Origin of the sequence: Ramlibacter ginsenosidimutans, from assembly GCF_016654015.1 — a bacterium.
Taxonomy (GTDB): Bacteria; Pseudomonadota; Gammaproteobacteria; order Burkholderiales; family Burkholderiaceae_C; genus Ramlibacter; species Ramlibacter ginsenosidimutans.
The window spans coordinates 123,994-148,481 of sequence record NZ_JAEPWM010000011.1; the positions used below are offsets into that span (position 1 = coordinate 123,994).

General features: G+C 66.3%; 19 protein-coding genes and 1 pseudogene. 10 read left to right on the forward strand and 10 right to left on the reverse strand.

Features of this window, described 5'->3' with window-relative positions:
• Positions 1-15 precede the first annotated feature (15 nt).
• Entirely contained in the window at positions 16-1,230 is a 1,215-nt protein-coding gene (locus JJB11_RS21635; protein WP_201176484.1) for a serine hydrolase domain-containing protein, read from the reverse strand.
• Between the two features lie 589 nt (positions 1,231-1,819).
• Here JJB11_RS21635 and JJB11_RS21640 point away from each other — a divergent pair.
• The 4 genes and pseudogenes from JJB11_RS21640 to JJB11_RS21650 form a co-directional block, all read left to right on the forward strand.
• Positions 1,820-2,398 (forward strand): annotated as a pseudogene (locus tag JJB11_RS21640) (SDR family NAD(P)-dependent oxidoreductase); the annotation flags it as partial.
• Positions 2,399-2,469: 71 nt separating this feature from the next.
• Entirely contained in the window at positions 2,470-2,562 is a 93-nt protein-coding gene (locus tag JJB11_RS26695; RefSeq protein WP_377371749.1) for an SDR family oxidoreductase, read from the forward strand.
• Entirely contained in the window at positions 2,559-3,272 is a 714-nt protein-coding gene (locus tag JJB11_RS21645; RefSeq protein WP_201176488.1) for an SDR family NAD(P)-dependent oxidoreductase, read from the forward strand. The genes JJB11_RS26695 and JJB11_RS21645 overlap by 4 nt, the downstream gene beginning before the upstream one ends.
• Positions 3,273-3,680: 408 nt before the next feature.
• Positions 3,681-5,333 carry a sensor histidine kinase gene (locus tag JJB11_RS21650; RefSeq protein ID WP_201176490.1) on the forward strand — a complete coding sequence of 551 codons (1,653 nt, stop codon included), beginning with the start codon at positions 3,681-3,683 and terminating at the stop codon, positions 5,331-5,333.
• Between the two features lie 140 nt (positions 5,334-5,473).
• Here JJB11_RS21650 and JJB11_RS21655 read toward each other — a convergent pair whose 3' ends face one another.
• From JJB11_RS21655 to JJB11_RS21675, 5 genes are all read right to left on the reverse strand, one after another.
• Positions 5,474-6,679 (reverse strand): beta-ketoacyl synthase N-terminal-like domain-containing protein, encoded by a 1,206-nt coding sequence (locus tag JJB11_RS21655; protein WP_201965015.1) that lies wholly within the window; start codon positions 6,677-6,679, stop codon positions 5,474-5,476.
• A gap of 24 nt (positions 6,680-6,703) precedes the next feature.
• The gene (locus tag JJB11_RS21660; protein WP_201176493.1) at positions 6,704-6,946 is read right to left on the reverse strand and encodes an acyl carrier protein; all 243 of its coding nucleotides are present in this window, start codon (positions 6,944-6,946) and stop codon (positions 6,704-6,706) included.
• A 29-nt stretch (positions 6,947-6,975) separates the two neighbouring features.
• Entirely contained in the window at positions 6,976-7,998 is a 1,023-nt protein-coding gene (locus JJB11_RS21665) for an alpha/beta fold hydrolase (RefSeq protein WP_201176495.1), read from the reverse strand.
• A 140-nt stretch (positions 7,999-8,138) separates the two neighbouring features.
• A complete protein-coding gene (locus JJB11_RS21670; protein WP_201965016.1) occupies positions 8,139-9,689 on the reverse strand; it encodes a porin in 1,551 nt (516 codons plus the stop codon).
• 739 nt (positions 9,690-10,428) lie between these two features.
• Positions 10,429-10,788 carry a hypothetical protein gene (locus JJB11_RS21675; RefSeq protein WP_201965017.1) on the reverse strand — a complete coding sequence of 120 codons (360 nt, stop codon included), beginning with the start codon at positions 10,786-10,788 and terminating at the stop codon, positions 10,429-10,431.
• Between the two features lie 238 nt (positions 10,789-11,026).
• Between JJB11_RS21675 and JJB11_RS21680 the strand changes: the two genes are divergently transcribed.
• The 3 genes from JJB11_RS21680 to JJB11_RS21690 all read left to right on the forward strand — a co-directional run bounded on the left by JJB11_RS21680 (position 11,027) and on the right by JJB11_RS21690 (position 14,782).
• On the forward strand, positions 11,027-12,580 hold the full coding sequence (locus JJB11_RS21680) for a DUF1800 domain-containing protein (RefSeq protein ID WP_201176499.1): 1,554 nt from the start codon (positions 11,027-11,029) through the stop codon (positions 12,578-12,580).
• Between the two features lie 4 nt (positions 12,581-12,584).
• Positions 12,585-13,766, forward strand: a complete 1,182-nt coding sequence (locus JJB11_RS21685) for a DUF1501 domain-containing protein (RefSeq protein WP_201176501.1) — start codon at positions 12,585-12,587, stop codon at positions 13,764-13,766.
• Between the two features lie 89 nt (positions 13,767-13,855).
• Positions 13,856-14,782 carry a tetratricopeptide repeat protein gene (locus JJB11_RS21690; RefSeq protein WP_201176503.1) on the forward strand — a complete coding sequence of 309 codons (927 nt, stop codon included), beginning with the start codon at positions 13,856-13,858 and terminating at the stop codon, positions 14,780-14,782.
• 286 nt (positions 14,783-15,068) lie between these two features.
• Here JJB11_RS21690 and JJB11_RS21695 read toward each other — a convergent pair whose 3' ends face one another.
• Positions 15,069-15,446 carry a CsbD family protein gene (locus JJB11_RS21695; RefSeq protein ID WP_340643175.1) on the reverse strand — a complete coding sequence of 126 codons (378 nt, stop codon included), beginning with the start codon at positions 15,444-15,446 and terminating at the stop codon, positions 15,069-15,071.
• Positions 15,447-16,002: 556 nt separating this feature from the next.
• On the opposite strand from JJB11_RS21695, the gene JJB11_RS21700 reads away from it, so the two are divergent.
• Positions 16,003-16,272: a hypothetical protein gene (locus JJB11_RS21700; RefSeq protein WP_201176505.1), complete on the forward strand. Its 270-nt coding sequence runs from the start codon at positions 16,003-16,005 to the stop codon at positions 16,270-16,272.
• Positions 16,273-16,833: 561 nt separating this feature from the next.
• On the opposite strand, the gene JJB11_RS21705 is transcribed toward JJB11_RS21700, so the two are convergent.
• Positions 16,834-17,898, reverse strand: coding sequence for an AI-2E family transporter (locus JJB11_RS21705; protein ID WP_201176507.1), 1,065 nt, complete (start codon positions 17,896-17,898; stop codon positions 16,834-16,836).
• 812 nt (positions 17,899-18,710) lie between these two features.
• Positions 18,711-19,118, reverse strand: a complete 408-nt coding sequence (locus tag JJB11_RS21710; RefSeq protein ID WP_201176509.1) for a hypothetical protein — start codon at positions 19,116-19,118, stop codon at positions 18,711-18,713.
• Between the two features lie 248 nt (positions 19,119-19,366).
• Between JJB11_RS21710 and JJB11_RS21715 the strand changes: the two genes are divergently transcribed.
• Both JJB11_RS21715 and JJB11_RS21720 read left to right on the forward strand, forming a co-directional pair.
• On the forward strand, positions 19,367-20,203 hold the full coding sequence (locus tag JJB11_RS21715; protein WP_201176511.1) for an undecaprenyl-diphosphate phosphatase: 837 nt from the start codon (positions 19,367-19,369) through the stop codon (positions 20,201-20,203).
• 880 nt (positions 20,204-21,083) lie between these two features.
• Complete coding sequence (locus tag JJB11_RS21720; protein ID WP_201176513.1) at positions 21,084-22,712, forward strand: recombinase family protein; 1,629 nt, start codon at positions 21,084-21,086, stop codon at positions 22,710-22,712.
• A 456-nt stretch (positions 22,713-23,168) separates the two neighbouring features.
• Here JJB11_RS21720 and JJB11_RS21725 read toward each other — a convergent pair whose 3' ends face one another.
• Entirely contained in the window at positions 23,169-24,371 is a 1,203-nt protein-coding gene (locus JJB11_RS21725; protein WP_201965019.1) for a YncE family protein, read from the reverse strand.
• Positions 24,372-24,488: the final 117 nt, after the last annotated feature.

Below are 24,488 nucleotides of genomic sequence, written 5' to 3' on the forward strand. Positions count from 1 at the left end.
CCCGCGTACCGCGCGTCAGGACTTCAGCGCCACTGCGGCATCGAAAAGCGCAAAGCTGTCGAAGCGCCACTGCACGTTGTGGTCGACACAAGTCTGCACCACGACTGTCTCTGTCGGCATGTCGACGTAGATGCGTTGACCGTGGAATCCACTGAAGATGGGGCGGCTGCCGTCGGACTTCAGGTGCCAGAACATTCCCTTATAGCCGCCAATCTGGCCGTTCGTGCTCGGACGGGCATAGTTGACTCGCACCTGCGAGTCCTTGTCGCCCCAGGAGCAGCATTCCTGGATCCAGGCTTCGCTCACGACCTGGGCGCCGTTCATGCGCCCGCGCTGCGCCACAAGCTGGCCGAGACGCGCCCAGTCGCGAAGGGTCGCCGCGAAGCCAATGCAGTTGAACTCGGCCGCCTTCGAGTCGGTCCACCACGTGGCATTGCCCTCTGCACCTAGCGGTCCCCACAGGGCGTCCTGCGCGAATTCGGAAAGACTCTTGCGCGTCACCTCGCGAATGACCACCCCGATCGCGGAGGCAGCCATGTCGTTGTAGATGAAATGGATTCCCTGCGGTTCGCGCCGCGTGTTGAGATCCCGCAGCGCGGCGACGACGTCCGGGTCGGAGCCGAGCAGCGCCCGCTCGTAAAACTGAGCGTTGTCCTGCAGTTGATCGCCCGTCAGGGCCAGTCCTGTGGACATGTTCATCAGGTTGCGAATCGTCGTCTCGCCGTGCAAGGTCCCGGCCAGCGACTTCGCGTAGGTGTCACTACGATCGTCGATCGACTTGATGAGGCCGCGGTCGACGCAAATTCCCAGCAACAGCGATGTGACGCTCTTGGACATCGACCAGCCGCTCATTCGCATTTGGGCGGATCGCCGGAATCCGTAACCTTCGAACCAGACCTCGCCTTTGCGCGCGATCAGCAGCCCCGTGATGGGCCAAGCCTTCAGGTAGTCCTGAGGGGTCCGCTGCGTGAAGCCGTACGAGATGTCATCTCGCGGCCGAGGGGTGAGGGGCGACACTTTGGTGCCGGCGCTAATGGTGTGAACCGGGAACATCGATTCGAAGCCGCCCGAGTAGTTGCCCACGCGCGTTTGGGTGTGCGAGAAGATGCGACGTGGCTCGCCCCAGCCAGTCGGGTATCCCGCCTCCGCACCCCAATCGTCGCCGAACGCGCGCGCGGCAATGGGCATGGCTGCCGCGCCTGCCGAAATCAGCAAAGATCTTCTTTTCATCTGAGGCATCCGTGTAGCGAGGTGAGGCACCAAGGCCGCAGGCAATTCCACCATGGGGCAGGTGGCTGCTACAAGGACAGACACCGTCGAACCTGGTTGTCGTTCGACTGCCTGTTGCGGGAAAGCCGACATGGAAAGCAGGGAGTCGGCAGACGCGACCGCCGGTAGGCCGAAAGGATCTACCGTCGGACCCGCCGGAATCGTTCTAAAGACTGGCGCGGATGCAAGAGTGGCCTGAGCGCTTCGGCAAGCGGGGTGCTATCGCCCTGGTGGCTGTGCTCATGACTTGCTGTACGCGCCGTTCGAGGCGCGCCAAACCAGCCTATCCATCGTCGAACTCCCACCCGGTCGTTTTCCCACGGGCGGCCCGCTACGCGTGTAACGGCGCCGACGGCACTTTCGGAACGAACGAAGATGTCGAGCCGTTCAAGCTGCCGGCAGTCCGCGTGGCGTGCGTTGGGCGGCTGCTGCTACGGGTTGGAATCGGACATCCGCAGAATCGCCCCTGCGTGCGGCCCAACGCAGCCGGATTGGTAAGCTCCAGCCCGGCCGAATCGTCGCCACGCAGAACCGACCCCCAGGAAATCGCATGTCCACCTCTCCTTCGGCGGATTGCTCCGCATGCCACTTCCCGCCTCCCAGCTTCCCGGGGCTTTCCGGGCGGCTTGCCTGGGTCACCGGCCACCGCGGCGGCATCGGCTCCGAAGTCGCGCGCCTACTCGAAGCGAGCGGCTGCCAGGTCGCGGGGCTCGACCTGCCCGACGTCGACCTGGCCGATCTCGGCGCGCTCGAGTCGCGCGCCGCGCAGCTGGCACGGGAGCACGGCGCTCCGCAGGTGCTGGTGAATTGCGCGGGTACCACCCTGCTGGGAAGCATCCCGGACACCTCGCTCGCCGACTTGCAGCGCGTCATGGCGGTGAACTTCACGGCGCCCTTCCTGCTGATGAAGTCCGTCCTGCCCGACATGGTGAGGGCAGGAGGCGGCGCCATCGTGAACGTGGCCTCGGACCAGGCGCTGATCGGGAAGCCGCTGAGCGCCGCCTACGGGGCGAGCAAGGGCGCGCTGGCCCAGCTCACGCGCAGCGCAGCCATCGATTTCGGCCGGCACAACGTGCGCGTGAACTGCATCGCCCCGGGCAGCACGGACACGGCGATGCTGCGCGAAGTCATGGAGAGCAGCCGGAGCTTCGAGAGCCTGTTTCCACCGCCGTCCGGGGTCGGCTGGCACGGCCGGCCGAAATCGCGGTCGCCGCGGTGTTCCTCGCGTCCGCAGCGGCTTCGTTCATCACCGGCGCCGTGATTCCGGTGGACGGCGGAGTGACCGCCGCATGAAGAAGGTGGCCCTGGTGACCGGCGGGACCCGTGGTGTCGGGCTTGCCATTTGCAGCATGCTGGCCGCCAACGGCCACGACGTGATCGCGACGGCCCGCCGCGCACCCGCAGGCGAATTGCCCGCCGGCGTCGCTTATCTACGGTGCGACGTGTCGCAGCCGGATGACGTGCTGGGGGTGTTCGCACGGTTGCGCGAATTGCACGGACGACTCGACGTGCTGGTCAACAACGCCGGCATCGCTGGCGCCGACAGACTCGGGGACCCGCGCGATCCGGCCTGGGACGCCGTGATAGGTACCAACCTGACGGGCGCCTACCGGTGCGCCCAGGCCGCCCAGGCACTGTTTCCCGCGGAAGGGGGCCGCCTCGTGTTTCTTGCGAGTGTGCTGGGGCTGCGCGCGGTGCCGGACCAAATCGCCTACACCGCGTCCAAGCACGGGGTCGTGGGGCTCGCCAAGGCGTTCGCACTGGCGCTTGCGTCGCGTCGGATCACCTCCAACGCAATCTGCCCGGGATGGGTGGACACAGCCATGGCGCGGCAGCGCTTCAGCGAACTGGGCATCGAGGCGTCCGAGGCACGCGCGGGCGTCCCCACAGGGGCAATCGTGACACCCGAGGAGGTCGCCGCAGCGGTGCTCTACCTGTGCAGTGACGCCGCCCGCAACATCACCGGGCATACGCTGGTGCTTGATGGAGGGACGCTGGCCTGAGTTCGTGGGTGCCCGGGTTCTTCTCATCCCGGCCGTCGCGCCGCGTCCGGCCGAACACGGGCAGTCACTCCGCCTGGGGTCGTGAGCGGCCGTTGCGTGAAGCGCATCGTGAGTCCCTGCAGCAGTTTGCCGCATTGGGTGACACCGGCGGCGACGGCGTCACCATCACCTGGCCCCAGGTAGAGAAAGTCGGCACGCGCGCCGCCGGCTCACTGCGGGGGACACCACAGCTCGCCGGTTCACCCCCACCGTGGCGTGCCGCTTTGAGCATCGGCACATAGACCTCTGGGCTGAGGGCAGCAGTCGATATGATCGGTCGAGCATGTTCGTCGTGCACCAGTTGGCGCCTAGGTTTGCGCCGCCACGCACGCAGGCATCTGACCCAACTGAAGCAGCTTCGGAAGGAACATGGCAAGGAACCCGCAGAAGCCCTCCGGCATCACGTCAGCAAGTGCCGCGCAGTCGAGCCGGCGCAGTCGCATCCAGCTCAAGGGCGACGCGCACGACGAGCTGGATGCTCAGGAGCTTGCGCATCTGAGAGCGATCAAGGACACGGCGACCGTCTGGTACTGGGAGCAGGACAGCGAATTCCGATTTACCGTCGACATTCGAGGCGCGGGCCACGTGCCGCAGGAGCCATCAATCATCGGTATCCGTCGGTGGGAGGCACCGGATTGCTTTCCCTTGCACGGCACCTGGGAAGATCACCGCCGCTGCCTCGAGGCCCACTTGCCCTTCCGGGAGTTCGAATTTCAGGTCGGACGCGGGGTGAACGTGCGCTACATCTCGACGACGGGCGTGCCAGTGTTCGAGCAGGGCCGGTTTGTCGGCTATCGCGGCACGGCGATGAACATTACCGCCCTGAAGCGTGCGCAGCAGGCCTACGAGCGGGCGCAAGTTCTGGCAGTGCTTGGCGCGCGGTTGGGGAAGGTGGTCGGCTGGAGCTTCGACCTTGCATCGCGACGCATGGAATGGTCGCGGGGCCTTGGAGACTTGCTCTCCAAGGGAAGAAACTACGAGCCGGGCAGAAGTCGCTTGCTCAAGCTTCTCTCGAAAGGCGCCAGGAGGATGGTCGTGTCCGCGTTTTGGAAGAGTTCGCTAGACAGGCAGCCCTTCGATGTCGAACTTCATCCGATGGCTGACGACGGAAAGCAAGTCTGGATGCGCCTGGTCGGCGAACCCGTCTGCAGCGCAGGAGGGACGGTGGATCGCATCGATGGAGCGTTGCAGGACATCTCCGATAGCAAGGCTTCGCAGGAGCGGCTGTCTGCGCTCACAGAACAACTCTCCCTGCTCAATCGCGAACTCGGCACCCGCGTGCAGGAACGTACGCGCGAACTCGAACTGGTGAACGCGGATCTCCGGGGATTTGCGCACGTTCTCGCGCACGACCTGAAGGCTCCCCTCGCTGCCATCCAGGGGTTCAGCGCAGCGATGGAAGAGGCTTTGGCGCGCGAAGACTCTGCGCGCGCAGCACACTTTGCCAGCCGCATCCGGGCAGGCGGCCAGCGCATGAACGACTATGTCGAAGCGCTGCTGTCCCTCGCCGAAATGGCCCAGGCCCCCTTGGTGGTGGCGAACGTGGACCTCACTGCGATCTGTGCCGACGTAGTGGACGAACTGCGAGCGGCGGAGCACGACCGCAACATGAGCGTAACGATCGAAGAGGGCATGGAGGTGCGTGGCGACCGCAGGCTGCTGCGCGTCCTTCTGGAGAACCTGATCGGCAACGCCTGGAAGTTCACGCGGCGACGCGAAGCTGCCTGGATCCGGATCTCCTCCTGGGTCGACCCGGCAGGCATCAGGGTGTTTTCCGTGCAGGATAACGGGGCCGGCTTCAACATGGAGTTCGCGGGCCGGTTGTTCGGCGACTTCCAGAGGCTCCATGCAGCGGACGAATTTCCCGGGACGGGCATCGGCCTGTCCAACGCGCAACGCATCGTGAACCGCCACGGCGGTCGCATCTGGGCGGAGGCGCGCGAAGGAGAAGGCGCGGTCTTTCGTTTCACGCTCGCGGACACCAGCATCGACGCCGACCGAGGATGCGCACCTGGCAGTTGAGAGCGCATCGTCGCGCTTTCATCCTCAAGTCATCCGCATCTTGATAGTTGCAGCCTTCCGTAGCCCAAGCGCACCGCTGCGGCCGCTGCGCGCGGGCCCGGCCTCGAAGACCAGCCGGTGGTCGGCATGGCACGGCGCCATCATGCCTTGCTGAAGACCAGCGTTGCGTTCGTGCCGCCGAAGGCAAAGGAGTTGCTGATGGCGTGGCGCAGGCCCGGCCTGTGGACCCCTGAATGCAGGACGTGGTCCAGGCCAGCGCAGGCCGCGTCGATGTCTACGACGCCCTGGGTCGGAGGCAGGTCGCCCGTGCGCAGGGCCTGGATCGTCCACACGGCCTCCAGGGCGCCGGCGGCACCGAGCAGGTGTCCGTGCGCCGCCTTGGTGGAGCTCAGCGCGAGCTTGGGCGCGGCTTCCTTCCAGACCGCGCGCAGCGCCTCGCATTCCACCGGATCGCCCGCCACCGTGGCTGTCCCGTGGGCATTGCAATACCCCACGTCCGCTGGCGTGAGCTCGCTCGCAGCCAGTGCAGCGCGCAGGGCCGCCACCTGCCCGCGAACTGCCGGGTTGGTGAGGTGGACGGCATCGCAGCGAACCGCGCTTCCCGCGAGCCACGCGTACGGCGCGCGCGCGCTCCGCTCCATGTCTCTTTCGCGTTCGAGCACGAGGAATGCGGAACCTTCACCGAGCACCAAGCCGCTGCGGTCACGCGAAAAGGGTCGGCAGCTGTGCTTGACGTCGTCTTCCTGTGGCGGCGCCAACGCCCTGAGTGCATGCCATGCCGCCAGGGCTCCGGGTACCAGGAGCGCCTCGGCACCGCCCGCGATCGCCATGTCCACCTCGCCGCGTCGCAACGCGTGTGCGGCTTCCGCGATGGCCACCGCACTCGAGGCGCAGGCCACCGCATACGTGAGCACCGGGCCGCGGATGTCCATGTGCATTGCGATCACAGCCGCAGCGCCGTTGGCCATCCCCGCAGGGACGGTGAGTGGCGGAATTCTTCCGCCGGAGTGAAGCGCGGCATAGCCGTGATCCATCGTGCTTGCGCCACCCATTCCCGTGCCCACATAGACGCCTACCCGGTCCGGGTCATTCCAGCTGCCGCCCCCCGCATCGGCAAGCGCGGCTCTCGCTGCCATGAGCGCCATGTGGCTCACTCGTTCCGTCCCGACCTGCTGCAGCTTGTTCAGGACGGTAGATACGTCGAAGCTGGCCGACGCCACAGGCAGTGGAGGCAGGCCTGCGTTGTCGATGCGGCGGACCGCGCCGCCCCCCTCCAGGAGCACCCGCCACGCCGCCTCGACGTCGTTTCCCAGGGGGCTCACCAACCCCATGCCGACGACACCCACACGATCGCTTTCCTGCCGCATCGCTCAGGCGGCCTTCGCGGCGCGGAGCTCGTCCAGCATGGATGCAAGCCCGCGCAGGCTCGTGATCGTGGACATGGCCGTGTCCGGAACCTGCACGTGGAACTGGTCCTCGACCGCGAACATGAGCTCCGCCACGGTGAGGGAGTCGAGGTTGTACTGCGCGAACGGAGCGTCGGGATCGATGCCCGCGGGCTCTATGTCGAACTGCGAATGAATGAGTTGCTTGAGAGCTTCGATGGTGTCCATGGGTGCTTGCGTGTGCGGCAGGCTGGGCATTAGCCGACCGCCGATTGGGTGCGAACGCCCGCCGCGAGGCACGCGCGGGCGTGGCGCGCCAGGCGGTCGGCGACCTGCTGCCGGTCATTGTCGGCCGTGATCATGTGATAGCTGTCTTCCAGCACGACCAATTCCAGAAGTCTGGTGGGAAACCGCGAAACGACCTTCTGGACGCTCGCAAGGCTGCAAATCTCGTCCTCGCGGGCATGAAGAACGAGCGTGGGAACACTCAGGTCCTTGAACCAGGTGTTCGCCTCGCGCGAGATACGCTCGCTTTCCCGTACCGCGTGCAGCGATATCTGCGCCGGACCGGCAAGCGTGGCTTCGCCCCCATCCATCTGCTGACGCACCCACTGGCGAAGCCGCTCGTTCTTCAGGCCATACGGGGGCCGCTCCCTCATGAAGAAATGGTCCTCCAAACGCAGCAGATACGCAAGCCTGCGCAAGCCGTACCACCAGGGCAGGGCCCACCCGTCATAGGCAAGCAGCGGCGACAGCAACGCCAGGCCGCAGATGGGGCCCGCCGCTTCACGCGCGGCGACGCCCAACGCGAGCACCGCACCCGTGCACAGGCCGCCGAGCACCACGGGCCCATGTCTTTGGGCGATCCGGTCCACCACGTCGCACGACGCGTCCAGCCAATCCTGCCAGCGCGCCGCGTGCGGCGGCGAGGCGTGGCTGTACCCGTTGATCGTCGGTGTGTGCAGCACAATGCCCTCGCGCTGAAGGGGGCGCGCCAGCAAACCAAATTCCTTCGGGGAGCTGGCGAGACCGTGCAACAGCACGAGGTGAGCGGGGTCCGAGGAGCGTGTAACTTGCCCTTCGGGAGCGGGCGCGAAGGCTGGCTGGATCACCAGAGGTTCCGGGAGAAAGACGAGGAATGTTACCTCGAAGCATCGGCAAGTTCCGGGTGGTGCATCGAGCAGGCGAGTGGCCGGCAGGTCAAAGCCTGGATCGGGCAGTGATCGATCACCCGGGCCGATCGAGTAGGTGCCATGGCCTATCGCTTCTCCGGTGGACACGGTGCGTCGCACCTGACCATCGGGATGATTTCGCCCAGCGCCGCCATCAAGCTGCCGCACGTCCCCACAAGGGCGATGACCCGTCCTCGCTTGCCCGCGCGCGCCTGCAGCCCGGCGCAGCCGCCGGGCCGCAGCTGCCATCAGAACTGGTACTTCATCCCCACGCTCACCCCCTGCAGGTGGCCGCCCGCCCAGCACTTGGGCGCGCCGCCGTTCGGATCGAACCCGGAGCTGTCGGGGTTGCTCGCATCATGGCAATCCGTGGTCACGGACCGGCCGCCTGCACCCAGGTCGTAGTGCGCGTCGGGATGGTTGATGGTGGTGGCGTAGTCCACGTACCAGCTGAAGTTCTCGTCCACCTTGTGCTTCCAGGCGAGCGTGAACATGTTGGCGGAGTTGTCCGGATTGGCGCCGCCGTCGGTGTTGTGCGTCCCCGGATCGCCGGGCGTCTTGTTCGCGTGCGCCCAGCCGAAGTGCAGGCTGTCCTTCGCATTCAGGGCCTGGCTCACGGCCAGCCACGTGCCACTGCGCGAGCGCTCGTTCTGGAAGGCGAGGTAGTCCGGCACGTTGCGCTTCATGTTCTCGTAGATGCCGCTGATCGTGGTGCTGCCGAAGTGGTACTGGGCGCCCACCTTGGCCGCGCGTTCGTCAGCCACGTCGTTCGGGTCAAAGGCGGCGAGGTCACCCGTGCGATTCACCTTGCTGTGGTGCTCGTACGCGGCAGTGAGGTACAGCGGTCCGAAGTGATACCCCGCGCTCAGGCTGTAGGCCGTGCCGAAGGCGCCGTCGTTGCAGGCCACGGGCCCTCCGCCGCTGCCGGGAACGTTGCCGCCCGCGCAGTCGCCTTCACCCGCCGCCAGGTTGCTGTTGTCGTAGGCACGGTTCTGCCCGGGCGAGACGAGCGCGTTGAAGCTGAAGCCGCCCCAGGACGGCGACTCGTACCAGAGCGCATGGTCGAAGCGGGTTCCGAATTCCACGCGGTTGTCGCCGCCCGTGTTGCCCATGATGACCGAGTAGTCGCCCCACATCCCGGAGAACGGGTTCATGATGTTGGTCGACGTCTTGTACGGCGCATCGGTCTTGCCGATCTTGACGGCGCCCCACGGCGCCGACGCGAGGCCGATGAAGCTGTTGCGCGAGGTCAGGCCGCCCTTGACTGCGCTGCTCGTGTTGCTGTTGCTGGCGCCGGTGCCCGACGTGGCGGACACGTCGATCTGCGTCTCCAGCTGCCACACGAAATGGGCCGGGTAGTCACCCAGCGACTGGAAGCCCCGCAGTCCCACGTACGAGATGTTGCTGGAGATGTCCCACATCCAGCCGCCATTGCCGGCGGGCGTGCTGCCGTCCGACGCAACCTTCCCGTTGATGCCCTTGGTCGCCGAATCGAGGGACAGATCGAGATTTCCGTACGCAGTGATCTCGCCTCCACGCGTAAGGAAGGTCATGCCTTTGCCTGCCTTTCGCTGCAGGAACTCGCCGCCGCCGGCGGCTGCCGGAGCCGCCGGTGCGGGAGCGGCGCTTGCCTGCTGCTTGGACATCTGGTCCATCTGCGCCTTGAGCGCCTCGATCTGCTGCTGCATCGCGTCGATCTGCCGGCGCATGTCCTCCGTCGTTTGCGCGTGTGCGGGTCGTGCCGCCATGCCCGTTCCGAGCAGGAGGGCGCATGCCATGCTGACTGCCGTGAGTTTCACGTTTGTCTCCATTGCGAGGTTGGTGTTGAGAAACTTCGGGCGCGCCGAGGGCGCGACCCGCAGCGGGTGTACTTTTGCGAACGAGTCGCCCCGCTTGATCGCGGTCAAGATTTGCACAAACACACCGCGTTCGAGGGAAAGCCCGGGCAGCGCCGCAGGCTTCGCGTCAGCGGCGAGTCAGTGCGCGATCAGGAAGCCGCCGAGACCCTGCAAAGTTGATGCGCGCGAAATGCGCTGCGTCACTGTTTGCGTGGAGACGTGTTGCAGTAAGGCGAAGGTTTTGCGTTCCCGCGTACGCCGCCGGTAACGCTACCGGCCATCGGGGGATCGTCTGTCCCCCCGCTGCACCGTCGGACCGATCGCCGTTCGTAAAGGATCCGGAATGACGCAGGGATCCGCGGATCCCGCGCACAGCCGCTCGGGACTGATGGACGCGGCCAGCCATGAGCGCGTCGTCACGCCGGGCTTGTGATCGCCGCCGCTGCGTTCGGTGTCACCGGCGGCAACTGCGCCACCATCACCTGGCCCTAGGTAGAGAAAGCCGGCACGCGCGCCGCCGGCTCGGTGCGGTGGACACCACAGCTCGTGGTTCATCCGCCCCGTGGCGTGCCCCTTTCAGCAGCAAGACATAAAGCGGCGTCGGCGCGGCACGGCCACTTCGGCATCGATGAAAGCGGCGGATGGGACGCCGTCGGAGTGGCACATCGACCGCGATCGCCACCACGCGAGCTGCATGTGCTCAAGTGGGACACCGAGGGCCGGCGGCGGCCCCTCTTTGTTGCGCGGCGGAGTCCAGGCAACCATGCTGCATGGTCGCTGGCGTGCTCGTCTGGATTTGGGTCGTGTTCCGCGCATGCCCGTCGCGCAGGTGCGGCGGCAGCATGCGCACCAGCCAGTGGACTGCAAGCGGCACCAACATGAGGTCGTCCACGAGTCCGAGCATCGGGATCGCGAAATTCAGCGGCGACAAGGCGAAGACGAGCAGCAGCAAGGACGCAGGCAACAGCCAGGCCGGGCGTTGCTGTGCGCGAAGCGCCCACCACAGGATGCGCAAATCCTCGCGGCTGATGCGCCAGAACAGAACGAGCAGACGACTCACGCGAAACCTCCGGTGCAGGAAAGACAAGGCCGGTAGCTGTTGCGCATCTGTTCCCATTCAAGAGGCCGCCGGGCGCAGATGCATGACAGCAGGCGAGGGCGTGAAAAGTTGCAGGTTCGCGGGAGGTTGCCGGGCTGCTCGCCGATTGGCGGTCAGTCTCAGAACAGGGTCGTTGCCCTAAGTCATCAGCTGTCATCGCAATGCGGATGCACGGCGTTTCCTTCGCATGGATCTTCGCATGGATGCAATCGGGTTCAGCCGGCGACAACTCCTGACCGCTGGCGCTGGGGCAGCCCTGCTCGCCGGGTGCGCGACAGGCGTTCGCCGTGGCTCGACGGATAGCGCGCAGGCGCCGGACGAAGCGAGCGCAATCGCGACGCGACTCGATCGCATCACCTGGGGCGTGAACGAGGCGGAGGTGAGCGCAGCACGCCGTGTCGGCTTCGTCCCTTACCTTGACGGCCAGCTGAATGCGTCGATCGGTCCTCCGCTGGCGGGTGATCTTCAGGATCGCATTGAGCGCATGACAATCAGCGGCACCACCTTGCAAGCGCTCGTGCTGCGGATGGAGGAGCAGCGCAAGGCAGCCGATGCGGTGGTCGGCGACGACGCGAAGAAGGCAGCGCAGCAGGCTTACCAGCAGCAGATGAACCAGTTGGCGCACGAGGCGGCGTCACGCCACCTGCTGCGGGCACTCTACTCTCCGCACCAGGTGCTCGAGCGCATGACATGGTTCTGGCTGAATCACTTCAGCGTGCACCAGTACAAGAGCAACCTGCGCGCGATGGTCGCCGATTACGACGACACGATCCGCAGCCGCGCGCTCGGCCGGTTCAGGGACCTGGTGGGCGCGGTCGTCCATCATCCGGCGATGCTGCGCTACCTGGACAACGAGCAGAACGCAGTCGGCCACATCAACGAGAACCATGCGCGCGAATTGATGGAGCTTCACACCCTGGGTGTCGATGCGGGCTACACGCAGGCGGATGTGCAGGAACTCGCGCGTGTGCTGACCGGTGTGGGCGTGAACCTGTCCGGCTCGGCGCCCAAGGTCCGGCGCGAGCTGCAAGCGTTTTACGTCCGTGACGGACTCTTCGAGTTCAACCCGAACCGGCATGACTTCGGGCCCAAGCGCCTGCTTGGCCAGCCGATCGCTGCGCAAGGGCTCGCCGAACTGGACGAAGCGCTCGACCGCCTCTGCCGTCATCCGGTCGCTGCCACGTTCATCTGCCGCAAGCTCGCGGGCTACTGGATGTCCGATGACCCGCCGCCCGCGGTGGTCGCGGCGATGGTGCGAACCTTCCGTGAGAGCGACGGGCAGATCGCACGGGTGCTGGAAGTGCTGTTCAACGCCGAAGGCTTCTGGCGCGCGCACAAGTTCAAGGACCCGATGCGCTACGTCACTTCGGCGATCCGCGCGGCGTACGACCGGCGCGCGATCCTGAACACGCAACCTGTCCTCGGCTGGCTCGCTCGCCTGGGCGAGCCTCTGTATGGGCGCCAGACTCCGGATGGCTACCCGCTCGACTCGCGGGCCTGGAGCAGCGCGGGCCAGATGGCGACGCGCTTCGAGATCTCGCGCGCGATCGGTTCGGCCAGCGCGGGGCTGTTCCGTCCAGACGAACCCGGAGCGCGGGACGTGCCCGCGTTTCCGCAGCTCGCCACGCCGCTGTACTACGAATGGCGCGAGAAGACCCTCGGTGCGGCCACGCGCACGGCCCTGGGGCAGGCCGCATCGCCGCAGGAGTGGAACACCTTCCTGCTCGCCTCACCGGAATTCATGCAGGGTTGATGCAATGAAAAGACGCGCCTTCGCCGTCATCGCGGCCGCTGCCCCCCTGGCGTCGCTGTCCGGCCGCTTGTTCGCCGCACCGGCGGCGCAGTCGCGCTTTCTCCTGGTCTTCCTGCGGGGTGGCTACGACGCGGCGAGCCTGCTCGTGCCGCACGCAAGCAGCTTCTACTACGAGGTGCGCCCGAACATCGCCATCGGCAGACCCTCGGCGGAAGCCGCGAGTGCGATCGGCCTCGATGGAGCCTGGGGCCTCCACCCCGCGCTGCGCGACAGCCTGGGACCGATGCTCGCCAGGCGCGAGCTCGCATTCGTGCCGTTCGCGGGTACCGAGGACCTCTCGCGCAGTCATTTCCAGACGCAAGACTCCATCGAGCTGGGGCAACCCCTCTCCGCGCGCCGCGACTATCGGTCCGGCTTCATGGGACGGCTCGCGCAGGCGCTGGCCGGCAGCGCACCGATCGCATTCACCGACCAGCTCCCGCTCGCGTTCCAAGGATCGACCCCGGTTCCGAACGTTTCCCTGCGCTCCGTCGGCAAGCCCGGCCTCGATGCGCGCCAGAGCGCCGTCATCGAGTCCATGTATCGCGGCACTCCCTGGGCCCACCAGGTCGCCGAAGGGTTTGCAGTGCGCGACGACGTGGCGCGGGAGCTTGTTGCGGAAATGGAGGCGGCCAGCCGCAACGCCATCAGCGCGAAGGGCTTCGAGCTGGAAGCGCGCCGCATCGCGCATCTCATGCGCGAGAGGTATACGCTCGGCTTCGTGGATGTAGGCGGCTGGGACACGCACGTCGGCCAGGGGGCCGCGACAGGCTACCTGGCGAGCCGCTTCGAGGAACTCGGGCGCGGACTCGCGGCCTTCGCACAGGAGATGGGCACCGCATGGGCGCAGACGACGGTCGTCGTGGTGAGTGAGTTCGGCCGCACGTTCCGGGAGAACGGGAACCGGGGCACGGACCACGGGCACGGGGGCGTGATGTGGGTGCTGGGCGGTGCCACCAAGCCCGTGATCGCCGGAGACCAGGTGGAGCTGTCCTCGTCCACGCTGTTCCAGAATCGCGATTGGCGCGTCCTCAACGACTACCGGGCGGTGCTCTCGGGCATCTTCGCCACGCAATTCGGGATGGGCCCGGCCACGCTGGAGAAAGTGTTCCCGGGTGTCGCGCCCAAGGCGCTCCACCTCGCCTGAGCCGGCCTTGAACTCCGACTTTTCGACGTCACATGCACCGCACAGCGAACCCGGAGCCGTTTCAGATGCGAACCCCCCGAGTCCTTGAATTGTTCCTCAGCCTGCTGCTGGCCCTTGTCGCTTTCGCCGTGCATGCGCAGCCGGCCCACGAACCCACCGTCGACGAGATTTACCAAGCTGCCGAACACGGCGACCTGGTCGGAGCGCGCAGCATGGTCGACCAGGTCCTGGCAAAGCATCCAAACAGCGCGAAGGCGCACTACGTCAAGGCGGAGGTCGCCGCGCGGCAGCATGAAGCCGCGCTCGCGCGCGGCGAGCTGCAAGCCGCGGAAACGCTCGCTCCCGGCTTGCCGTTCGCCAGGCCCGATGCGGTCAGCGCACTGCGCGCGCAGCTCGGTCGTCCGTCACGGCATGCCGTCACGCCGGTGCCTGACGATGCGCTCCGGCAGCCCGCACACGCGGGACGAAGCGGCTTTCCTGTCGGCGGCTTTGTCGCGCTGGTCCTGATCTTCATCGTGGCAATGACGTTCGTTCGCTCCCGCTTGAGCGCGGCTGCCGCGCCCACCGCCTCTGTCTATCCGCCCCAGCGCCCGGACGAAGCATTCGGCCGTTACGACGCACCGCACGCAGGCTACCCCTCAGGGGCTTACCAGCCAGGTGCTTATCCGCCTGGCGCGTATTCGGCAACGCCAGCGCCATCTCTTGGGTCGACGCTGGGCCACGGGCTGGCGACGGGCCTGGCCGTCGGTGCCGGTGTAGTGGCGGCGGAGGAGATCGGCCACCGCATCTTCGATCACCAAGGGGGCGCCCTTCATGCACCGGCGGCAGCCCCGGGCGCTTGGGGCGAAAACTCCCCGCTGGCACGAGACGCGGGGATCGATGCCCTACGAGGTGGCGCGGATCCGAACCCCGACATGGGCGGGCGGGACTTCGGCATTGCGGACCACGGCGGCTGGGAAGATGCGGGGGGAGGGGACTTCGGCGTGGAAAATGGCAGCGACGACTGGAACACCTGAAGGCCAGCATTCCAGGGTGCGCATGGCGCCGATTCGGCAAGCTCACCGCGGCGGAAAGGACCCCAGAATGCATCGCGCCGGGAGTCTTCCCCCCAGGATGTGCTGAGCCGTCCCTGAGGCTGGCTCGTCGCTCGTTCAATCAACAGCGCCGAGGCAGCAGAGCGTCTCCTGCCCTGGCAACACTGAACTTCAGAAGCCCGCCGTGTGCGGGCCCCCGCACGCGCTTGGCGCATGTTCCTGCGTCGGCTGCCAATGGGCCGGCCGCGCGCACTGCATCGCGCCAGGGTCAGCGCTTGCCTTCTTCGCGTTGCGCCTGCTTGTCCGCCTCGCGCGCGGACTCTTTCGCATCGCCCATCTTTTCCTGCACCTTGCCCTTGATCTGCTGGGCGGCGCCACCGATTTCGCGGCTGGTGTCGCCGGTCAGCTTGCCCACCTGCTTCTTGGCTTCACCTGCGGCCTGGTTGGCGGCGCCATTGACCTTCGCGCGCCCGGTCGCGCGGCGGTGTCGAGCCGCGCATCGGCACCGGTGCAAGGCCCAGAGTCGCGTGCACGGTCGCCAGGATGAAGCGCTTGACCTTTCGTGGATCGGTGGCCGGCAAACACCAACAATGGTGCTGAGGCCGCAGGGATCTCGCGAATCAGCAGCGCGCAGCCGCGCATTCACCGCCGAGGCCCTGTGGAAGTGATCCAGACCGGCAAAGCAGCCCCGTCTAGGTGTGAAGTGTCAACAGGTTCTTCAGAGAGTTCGAAAGCCGAGACACGGGAACGCGAAGTTGCTCCCGTAATGAATGCCATCTGTGGGAATGCCCAGGACGAAACGACTGCCAGGACGGTGAGGCCGTTGTGTCCATATCGCACTGCGCCGGTGAGGTCCCGCTTGCGGATCCCCGTTGCCGCACTGGTGCGCGCCTGCGCCCGACGTGCTTCGCGCAGCTGAGAATCGGCGGGGACTCATATGGGTATTCGCGGCCCCGCGGTGACCTATGCGGTCGTATGCGCATCAACCTGTCGGGACCGCGCAGGCGGTACACGCCCTCCGCCGAGGCGACTTCGACGCCGTGCCGGCAGGGGTGCAGAGGCATTGCTGGTTCGGGGCACGCTGACTCTTGGCGGGCGCTTCGCCTGGGGGCCGGCCTACGCAGACTCCATGCTCGGTCTTACCTGTTTCACATTTGCGATGACACACAGTGACTGCTTCCATTACCAACGGGGAGCATCCGATGAAGAAATCTCAATTGCTTGGGGCATGTGTCGCCATCGCGATCGGCGCCATCTCGGGAGGCGCCAACGCGGGCTGCCTCGGGGGCGCGGCTGCGGGCGGCGTAGCAGGTCACTTTATGCACCGGCACGGAGTGGCCGGTGCTGCTGCCGGTTGTGCGATCGGTCACTACCGCTCCAAGCACCAGGAGGCGCGCGCGGAACAGGCAAACACCGACCAAGTCGCGCAGACTCGGACGCAATCTCACCACCACTGGTTCCACAAGGGGTGAGCCCCTTAGAAAGGGGCCAGCCACCCCTTTCATCCAGTTCCAGTTGCGCCGTCACCCGGAATCCAAGTCGACGGACGTGTTACTTCGGGTTCGGGCTGAAAAGGTAGTGGGCTCCTGTCTCCTGGCTCCTGGCTCCTGGCTCCTGGCTCCTGGCTCCTGGCTCCTGGCTCCTGGCTCCTGGCTCCTGGCTCCGTGAGGCGGGAGATACTGCGTTCCCAGCGTTCCTGCAGCTTCGGTTTCTCTCCCCATCCGGACCGTAAAGGGCGCTGAAGTAGTTCTGACCTGGGGTAGCACGGCCCGCGCGCAGGTGCTTGCTCTGCAGGCATCGCGATGTAGCCGTCGTTGTAAAGGAAGACGAACTCCGTGCCCCGGCCGACGAACGTGGGCTGCTGCGCAAACAGCAGGCTCAGGTGGTCTTGAGCGACTGCCGCCAACTCGCCTGCGCACGCACGGGCGTAGGCGATCAGTTGAACGCGCGGATGAGGGCGCGGATCGCGCCGGCTCCCTCAAGGGGCCGCCCAAAGCTCGCCGGCAGCCGGCGCGGCGCTGCCCGATGCGCAGTCAACCGCTAGCCGGGTCCCGATCCGGGCGACCCGCCTCTATCGCAATCTGAGTCGCGATGATCTTGGCTGCCGCCAGCGTCGGCGCCGACAGAAAGATGCCGGCGACCCCGCCGATTTCCTCGCCCGCCAGCAATCCAAACAGCACCAGCAACGGCGCGAGTTCGACCCCACCACTCATCAAATATGGATTGAGCACGTAGTCCTGGAAAACGCGGTAGCCGGCAATGAGGGCGAGCAGGAGCAGCAGGTGCTCGTAGCCCGACAGGCCCGCGACGATCAGGCAAACCGCCGCGGCCGTCAGCGGGCCGATCGCCGGTATGAATTCGAGACCGGCTGCCAGGGCCGCGAGCAACATCGCGTACGGCACACCGGCAATCGAGAAGGCCACGGAGTAGGCCACAAGCGTCGCCGCCGACAGGATCAGGAGAGATCGGATATAGCCGCCCAGCACGACGTCCAGTCCGTCGACGATTCCGCTCCACATGCGCCCATGACCGTACTGTTGGACCCAGGCCAGGAACGCGGTGCGCATCGCCCTCGCATCCTTGACGAAGAGGAATGCGAGGATAGGAATCAAGACGAGGAAGATCGAGTTTCCGGCGACTCCGAGGGCGACCTCACCGACCTTCTTGGCAATCGGCAAGGCAGCCGAGGCGCCCGATTTGAACTGCTCCTGGATCAGGGCGGACAGGCGCTCGCGAAACGGCACCAACCACTCGGGCAGCGGAACTCGATTGAGCAGGTGCGGATCTCCCAGCAAGGCTGGAAGCTTGTTGGCAAGGGTCGCGGCTTGCTCCGCGATCGGTGGGCCGATCAGTGCGATTCCGATCACGACCAGCGCCAGGATGAGCGCAAAGATGGCTCCTGTGGATGCGCTGTAAGAGAACCGCCTGGGCGTTAGGCGCGCCAAGCGTTGCACGGCCGGATACACCATGTACGCGAAAAAGACCGCCAACAGGAAGACGAAGAGCGTCTTGCGAATCTCGTAGACCACGAGCACGGCGGCCGCCACCAAGGCAACTGTCCACGCATAGCGCGCGGCGCGACGATCAAATCCCAGCATGCGAGCCCCTTTCCAGGTACGCGGATGGTGCCGAGTCCCCTTTGGCGCGGCAATGCGTGAAACCCGAAGGAGGCAGGTGCCTTCGGGGCAGTCCGCGCAGGAGTTTCCCCCTGGCGCCATCGCGCGCTCGCGCAGGTCACCGGCGGATTGTGTTTATGAAACGGGACGCGAGCGGTGCTGTCTGTTCGCGGCGTCCTCACGATCAAGAACCCGGCCGCTCACCGCAATTGTCCTTGCGGAACACGACTTCGCCAGACTTGACGTGAACCACCTGGATGGCCCCCTTTGTTCTTGCCTTGGCCGCGACAGCGACAGCCAGAGAACGATCGGCGAACGTGGCTTGTTTGGTCCCGGGCTGTGGCCAAGTCGGGCCCCAGGCCGGTTTGCTGCTCTCGACGCGGAACTCTTCGCCACCCGGCCTTGTGTTCCGGTCGGTTGCGAATCTATCGTGTTGACTCACTCTCGCCCGTTCTGTGTTCATGGACGCTCGCACCTTACAACGGCCGCCCCCGAATGCTGTAGGAGACGATCGACATGACATTCACTCGCGCTTCGGCGGCGCGAGTTACGTAAATCGCGGCGTCCTTCGGGAACTTCCCGGGGAGGCTCCTTGAGTACGCCGCGTGCCGAACTCACTCGCAGGGTCGGCTCCTATCGCCGGCAACCCCCTGGGTCACGACCATCCATGACTGGCTGAATGTGCACCGAACGTTGCTCGAGTCGGAGGTCGCCCCGAATTTTCCGGAATCACCCAGTGGCCAGCCGTTCCGCGTGGATTTGCACCATCCGATTTGCGGGGTCGCAAGCAGCGTTCAGTTATTCGCAGAGTGCCCGGCCGGCACTCCCCAGCGCAGCAGAAACCAGCGCCATTTCGCGACCGCGTGGAACGGCTTCGTTGCGCGGTTTCCGCCGGGCACTGCCGTGCCGTGTCGCATTTCGCTGGCGATGGTTCCCGAGGCATCGGTGGATGCAGCGCAGTGCCAGTTGCGTCCGTCCGCGATCTCGCAGCCGGTGAACCGACCGGAACGCTCCCGCTCGCCGACGGTCCAGAACAGGACTTCCCCATGTGCACGCAGGGCGCGGAAACGGTATCGCGCGCCAGCTGCCAGCCGGCCCGAGCACGACTGCCCGATCCAGGTCCCGTCCTGGCACTGCACCGTGTAGACCGTTCTTTCACCCTGCATGGTCACGAAGTCAGAGGCCCACATGACGAAGGCCACACAAGCGCTCATTGCCAACACGCAGGTACGAATAGTGAACAACATGGCGCGGGCCCTTGGAGGCCGCATTGACCTATACACATTCTCCACATCATCCGTTCCTTCGGTTTCATCCAGCTTTCAACGGGCACCCGGTGCGCGCGGGGCAGGGCGGGAGTGCTCGGTCCATCCTGACCGCAAGCCCGCGGCCGGTGCAGAGTGCGACGCCGATAATCCGAGGCTTCCAAGCCTTCCTTCCCCATCGCGCCATGCATATCCTCCAGATCCTCGTCCTCGCAGTGGTGCAGGGCGCGGCCGAACTTCTGCCCGTCTCCAGCTCCGCGCATGTGATCGTCGCCGAAAAGCTGATGGGCCTGGACGCCACGTCGCCCGAGATGACCTTCCTGCTGGTGATGCTCCACACCGGGACCATGTTCGCGGTCATCGTCTATTTCTGGAATGCGTGGCGGCGCGCGTTCTTCACCTCGGCCCGGCAGCTGCGCGAGAGCCTCGTCCGGGTCGTCTTCGCCACGGGTGTGACTGGCGTGGTGGGGCTGGTCCTGCTGCAGTTGATCAAGCACATGGTGGCCGGGGGCCGGCCCGACTACGAGATCGAGCAGCTGTTCGGCGATGCGCGTGTGATGACCGCAGGCCTGGTGGCCGCGGGGCTGTTGATCCTGCTGTCCTCGCGCGCGCCCGACCGGCCCGTGCGCGACATCGGGCTGGGGGCAGCCGGCTGGATCGGTGCCGTGCAGGGCTTGTGCCTGCCGTTCCGGGGCTTTTCGCGCTCGGGCGCCACGATCTCCGCGGGCATGATGCTTGGCGTGGCCCGCCTACGCGCCGAGGAATTCAGTTTCGCGCTGGCCGTGGCTCTCACGCCCGCGGTGGTGCTGCGTGAGGGCTGGCGTCTTTTCAAGAGCCATGCCGTGATCGCGCAGCACGGCGTCGCAGAATTGCTGGCTCCCGGCCTTGCCGGGATGGTCCTGAGTTTCCTGGCCGGCCTGCTGGCTCTTCGCTGGCTTTCGCGCTGGCTGGACCAAGGGCGCTGGTACCTGTTCGGCATCTATTGCCTAGTCGCCGCTGCGGTGGTCTGGCACGTCGGCTGAGTGCGTTCAGCAATGGTCAACGTCTGATCATCTCCGCGAACGTCTATGCGGTTACGTCTGCAGTCGTTGCGGGCGCCGCCAGACAAGCAGCTCAGGTTGCTGCGCAAGCGGCAGGTCATCGGCTGGTTCCAGAAGATCGCCGAAGCCACAGGCACGGCGGTTTGTGTCCGCCTAGAGCGCCGGGAGGAGCTCGCGACCACCTTGGCGCACGCGGTGGAGACCGTATACGCTGCCGCCACAGCACTGAGCTCGGCAGCGCATGGAGCTGCAGTGCAGCCCTCTCACAAGAAGGCTCACGGTGACGGCGGGGGGTGCTTGTCAAGGTGGCAACACTGCGCCGAACTGCGGCGGAGCTCACTCTGGCACAAGCCGCGTAGAGCTCAAGCCCGTGTGCTGGACCTCCTCGAGCCCCAGGAGCACGCCGTGCTGCACGGAACTCTGCTGAAGCTGCGAGCGGCGCTGGCCCGCGCTTAGTCGCTGTCGGCCTCAGCCGAAGTCGAGGCGAGTCAGTCGCCGCGCCGGGTCACGCGGACGCAGCCCGATCGTGCCGGCGGCCGCTTCGGAACCCGGGCCTGCTGTGCTCTCGGCCGATCTCGTAGCTGCCCGCTGAGAAGTCGCTATTGCATCAGCCAGCCGTGGCTCAGGAACAGGTCTCGTCCATGCGCACGTTGATCGGGAAGCCGCGTTGCTTCCGCCGTCCGCGAAAGCTTGTGCAGCTTGCGGTTTCAGCTCCGCCCCCAGCGCGCGAGTATTCCGCAGCTTTGAGCTGCCGTGCGCAGACGTGCAACCTCAGCGGGAGAATGCGGCCGACGCGTCCAAGGGCACCGGTTGCTCCGCGCTCTGCGCAGGTCCACGATGGGGCGCACCGCCTGGAGCCTTCATGAACACCTCCGGCCCCCCACGCGCCGTCCAGTACATCCGCATGTCCACCGACAGCCAGGACCTTTCCCCGGAGATGCAGCAGGGCGCCATCGCCGCATACGCGGGCCAACACGGAATCGCCGTCGTCCAGACCTATCTCGATGCCGGCAAGAGTGGCCTGACCCTGGAGAAGCGCCCCGCCATGAGGCGCTTGCTGCTGGACGTGACCAAGCCCGATCGGACCTTCTCCATGGTCCTGGTCTACGACGTCTCGCGGTGGGGCCGGTTCCAGGACACCGACGCCAGCGCGTATTACGAGTACCACTGCAGGTTGCATGGCTGCCAGGTCCACTACGTGCAGGAGCCCTTCGGCAGCCCCGACTCGCCGCTGGCGACCCTCTTCAAGGGCATGAAACGGGCCATGGCTGCGGAGTTCAGCCGGGAACTGGCCGTCAAGACCACGGCCGGGCACGCCGCCGCGATGCAGCGCGGCTTCCAGCTCGGGACCATGCCTTGCGTCGGGTTCGCGCGGGTCGCCGTCTCGAAGATGGACGGGTCGCAGCGTCGGCTGCGCAGCGACGAGCACAAGTCCGGCCCGCGCGAGCACGTGAAGTGGGTGCTGGGACCGCAGCCGGAGCGCGCCGCGGTCCGGCGCATCTTCCAGCTGTACGCCACCACCGAGCCGTCCGTCGTGGCACTGGCCCGGCGCATCGAACGCGAGGGCATCCGCACGGCGGATGGGCGCTGCATCACCGAGTGGATGCTCTATTCGTTCCTGCGATCGGAATCCGTGCTCGGCAACTTTCTCTGGGGCCGCGCGAAGAACAAGAAGCGCCGCGCCGAGGGCGATCCGCGGTTCACGCGGATGCCCGGGATCATGGAGCCGCTGGTGCCGCGCGAGCTCTTTGACGCCGTGCAGGCGAAGTTGAACCGTCGACGGCACGTGATCTTCTCGCGCGAGGCGCTCGTGGACCGGCTGCGTGCCGCCCTCGTCGAGGCCCCGAAGCTACGGGCGCTTCAGCTCGAGGTGCATGGCTGCCCATGCCGCTCCACCTACCTCAAGAACTTCGGCTCGATACGTGCCGCCTGGGCCGCGGCCGGTGCTGTCTACCCCTGCGGCGCGGAAGGCATCGACCAGGCCGCTGCCCAGCGCAGTGCCTCGGTGGGAGCGCGCATCTGCAACGCAGCCCATGCCTTCCTGCGACAGGCTGGCGTGGACTGCCAGCAGCACACGCGCCCCGACCGCCGGGGGCAGACCCTCCTGATCAACGGAGACACGGTGCTGCGCCTGCAGGTGATCTGGCAGCGATCGCGCGACGACCTGCAGCAATGGGAGATCAGGAGGGTCTACAAGGAGCACTTCGACTGGATCCTGGTCGTGCGGATCCGCCCGGACGACACGCCCCTCGACTCGATCCTGCTAAGCCGTGCGCAGTACTTTTCCCAGACCCGCTGGCTGCACGACGCGCTCGACGATTCCTGGACGGTGCTGCGCAGCTCTTCGGAAATCGTCGACGCCATGCGCAAGCTGCGTCCGATGTCTTGCAACCGGCCTGTGGGGCCTGAGGCGCAGCCCGCTTACGGCCTTGCGACGCCGCCCCTCAGCGCCGCTGTGAACGCTGCAGGCGCCCCTGCGGCGGAGAGGTGAGGGTCGTGAGTTCGGACGCCCACAGGTCCACGTCCCGATCGCGCCCGAGGGAGCGAAGCAGCGCGCCGACGCAGCAAGCAGGGTCGCGCCGAGCGCCGCGCCGGCGGCGAGCAGCCAGGGGGAGCGCAAAATGGCAGCGACTACGCCGTGGAGCGCCCGCTGCATCGGAGCTGCTCGACTGCGGATGGAAGGGACACCCTCGGCGCTGGCCGGCGCTGAATGGCGACAAAATCGGTGATCTCGATCCGGCCAGCGCCCCATTCCTGAGAGCTTCTCGTTGCGTTGAGTGTTGCATGCGGCAGCTATCGCCGAATGAGCTCGATGCAAAGATCTTCGGCAGCAGCTTGACTGCGCGAATCACGGCATCAAGGCCTTGAATGCGTTCGAGCGCGGCGCAGGATGCGGCAGGCGGTCCTCGGCGGGCCGCCCACCAAATGCATCAACCCTGGGTCATGGTCACAGCGCGTCCAGCGGCGGCGTGAACATCAGCAGTCCAGCCGAGCCCCGCGAGCAGGTGGGGCAACCCCCTGGAGCCTTGTCCGACGAGATCGGAAGGAAGATGTTCGACGTGACCGGGTCGGACGCGACCGAGTGCGCGTTGTTGCCGGTGTCGGCCATGCCGGCGAACCTGCGCGTCCCCGCATCGATCGAGATCAGGCGCGGCAGACACGGCGACGCGCTCGTGCAGCTGGGGCCGGAAGACTTGCCGCTGGCCGTCCAGCGCGACGCCGCGTTGTAGTAGCGATTGCGCTCCGGTGCGTACCAGAGCTGGTCGCCGCCGCCCGCGTTGAGGTTCGCCAGCACAGTGCCGTTGGTGCGGTTGAGGATCAGCAGCTCCAGCAGCGCATCGGGAGTGGACTCGCGACAGTTGACGGCGATGTCGGTGCCCGGGCCGAGCGCGAGCCCGGTCGGATCACAGTTGCCCAGCGGATACCCGACAGCGCCCGCCAACGCCGTGTAGTTGGCAGTGCCGCCGGCAGCGATGCCACGAATCGAAGCGCCGGGAATCTTGATCAACTCTCCATGCGGGTTCGCCGTGGTGCCGTCATTGTTCACGTAGAACGTGTCGGACGCGGTGTCGTACTGGCACTGCTCCAGGCCTGCTGAGGGCGCTCCCGCCGGGTCCGTGAACGTGATCGTCCCTACAACCGCCTGTGTGACAGTGTTGATAACGGTGATGTAAGGCGTGGCTGCCTCGGGCGTGGCGATGAAGTAGAGGCTGTGGGGAGCATCGACGCACGCTTCATCGGCGCGCACGTTCTCGGTTCCCACCACGATGTTCTTGATGATCGTGTTCGTTGATGGATCAATGACCTTTACAGAGTTGACGTCACCCGCATAGAGCAGGTTACCGACCGCGTTGAGCCCGTCCGGGCCGGACGTGGCATTGCTCGAGCCCTGGCCTGCAAACGCCAACGCACCGGTTCCCTTGATCTGCGCAACTTGCGCACCGGTCTTGGTGTCGAACACGTCGACCGAGGCGTTGGTGCGATCGGTGAAGTAGTAGCGGTTGCCCAGCACCGCCGAAATGTCGAAATTCAGGTTCGTAGTGGCGCTTGCGTTTTTCACGGGGAGAAGTTGGGGCGCCAGCGCGCCGCCATTGCCGTTGCCGTTGCCGTCGCCGCCGCCGCCGCAGCCGGCCAGCAGCGCCGCGGCCAAGATAGATATCCACCCTGTTTTCTTTAGCATGCATTTCTCCTGGGGATGAAACAAAGCCTGTCGTTGCGCAGGCCGTTCCGAACGTACGCGCGTCGATGGGTACCTTCATTCGGGAGA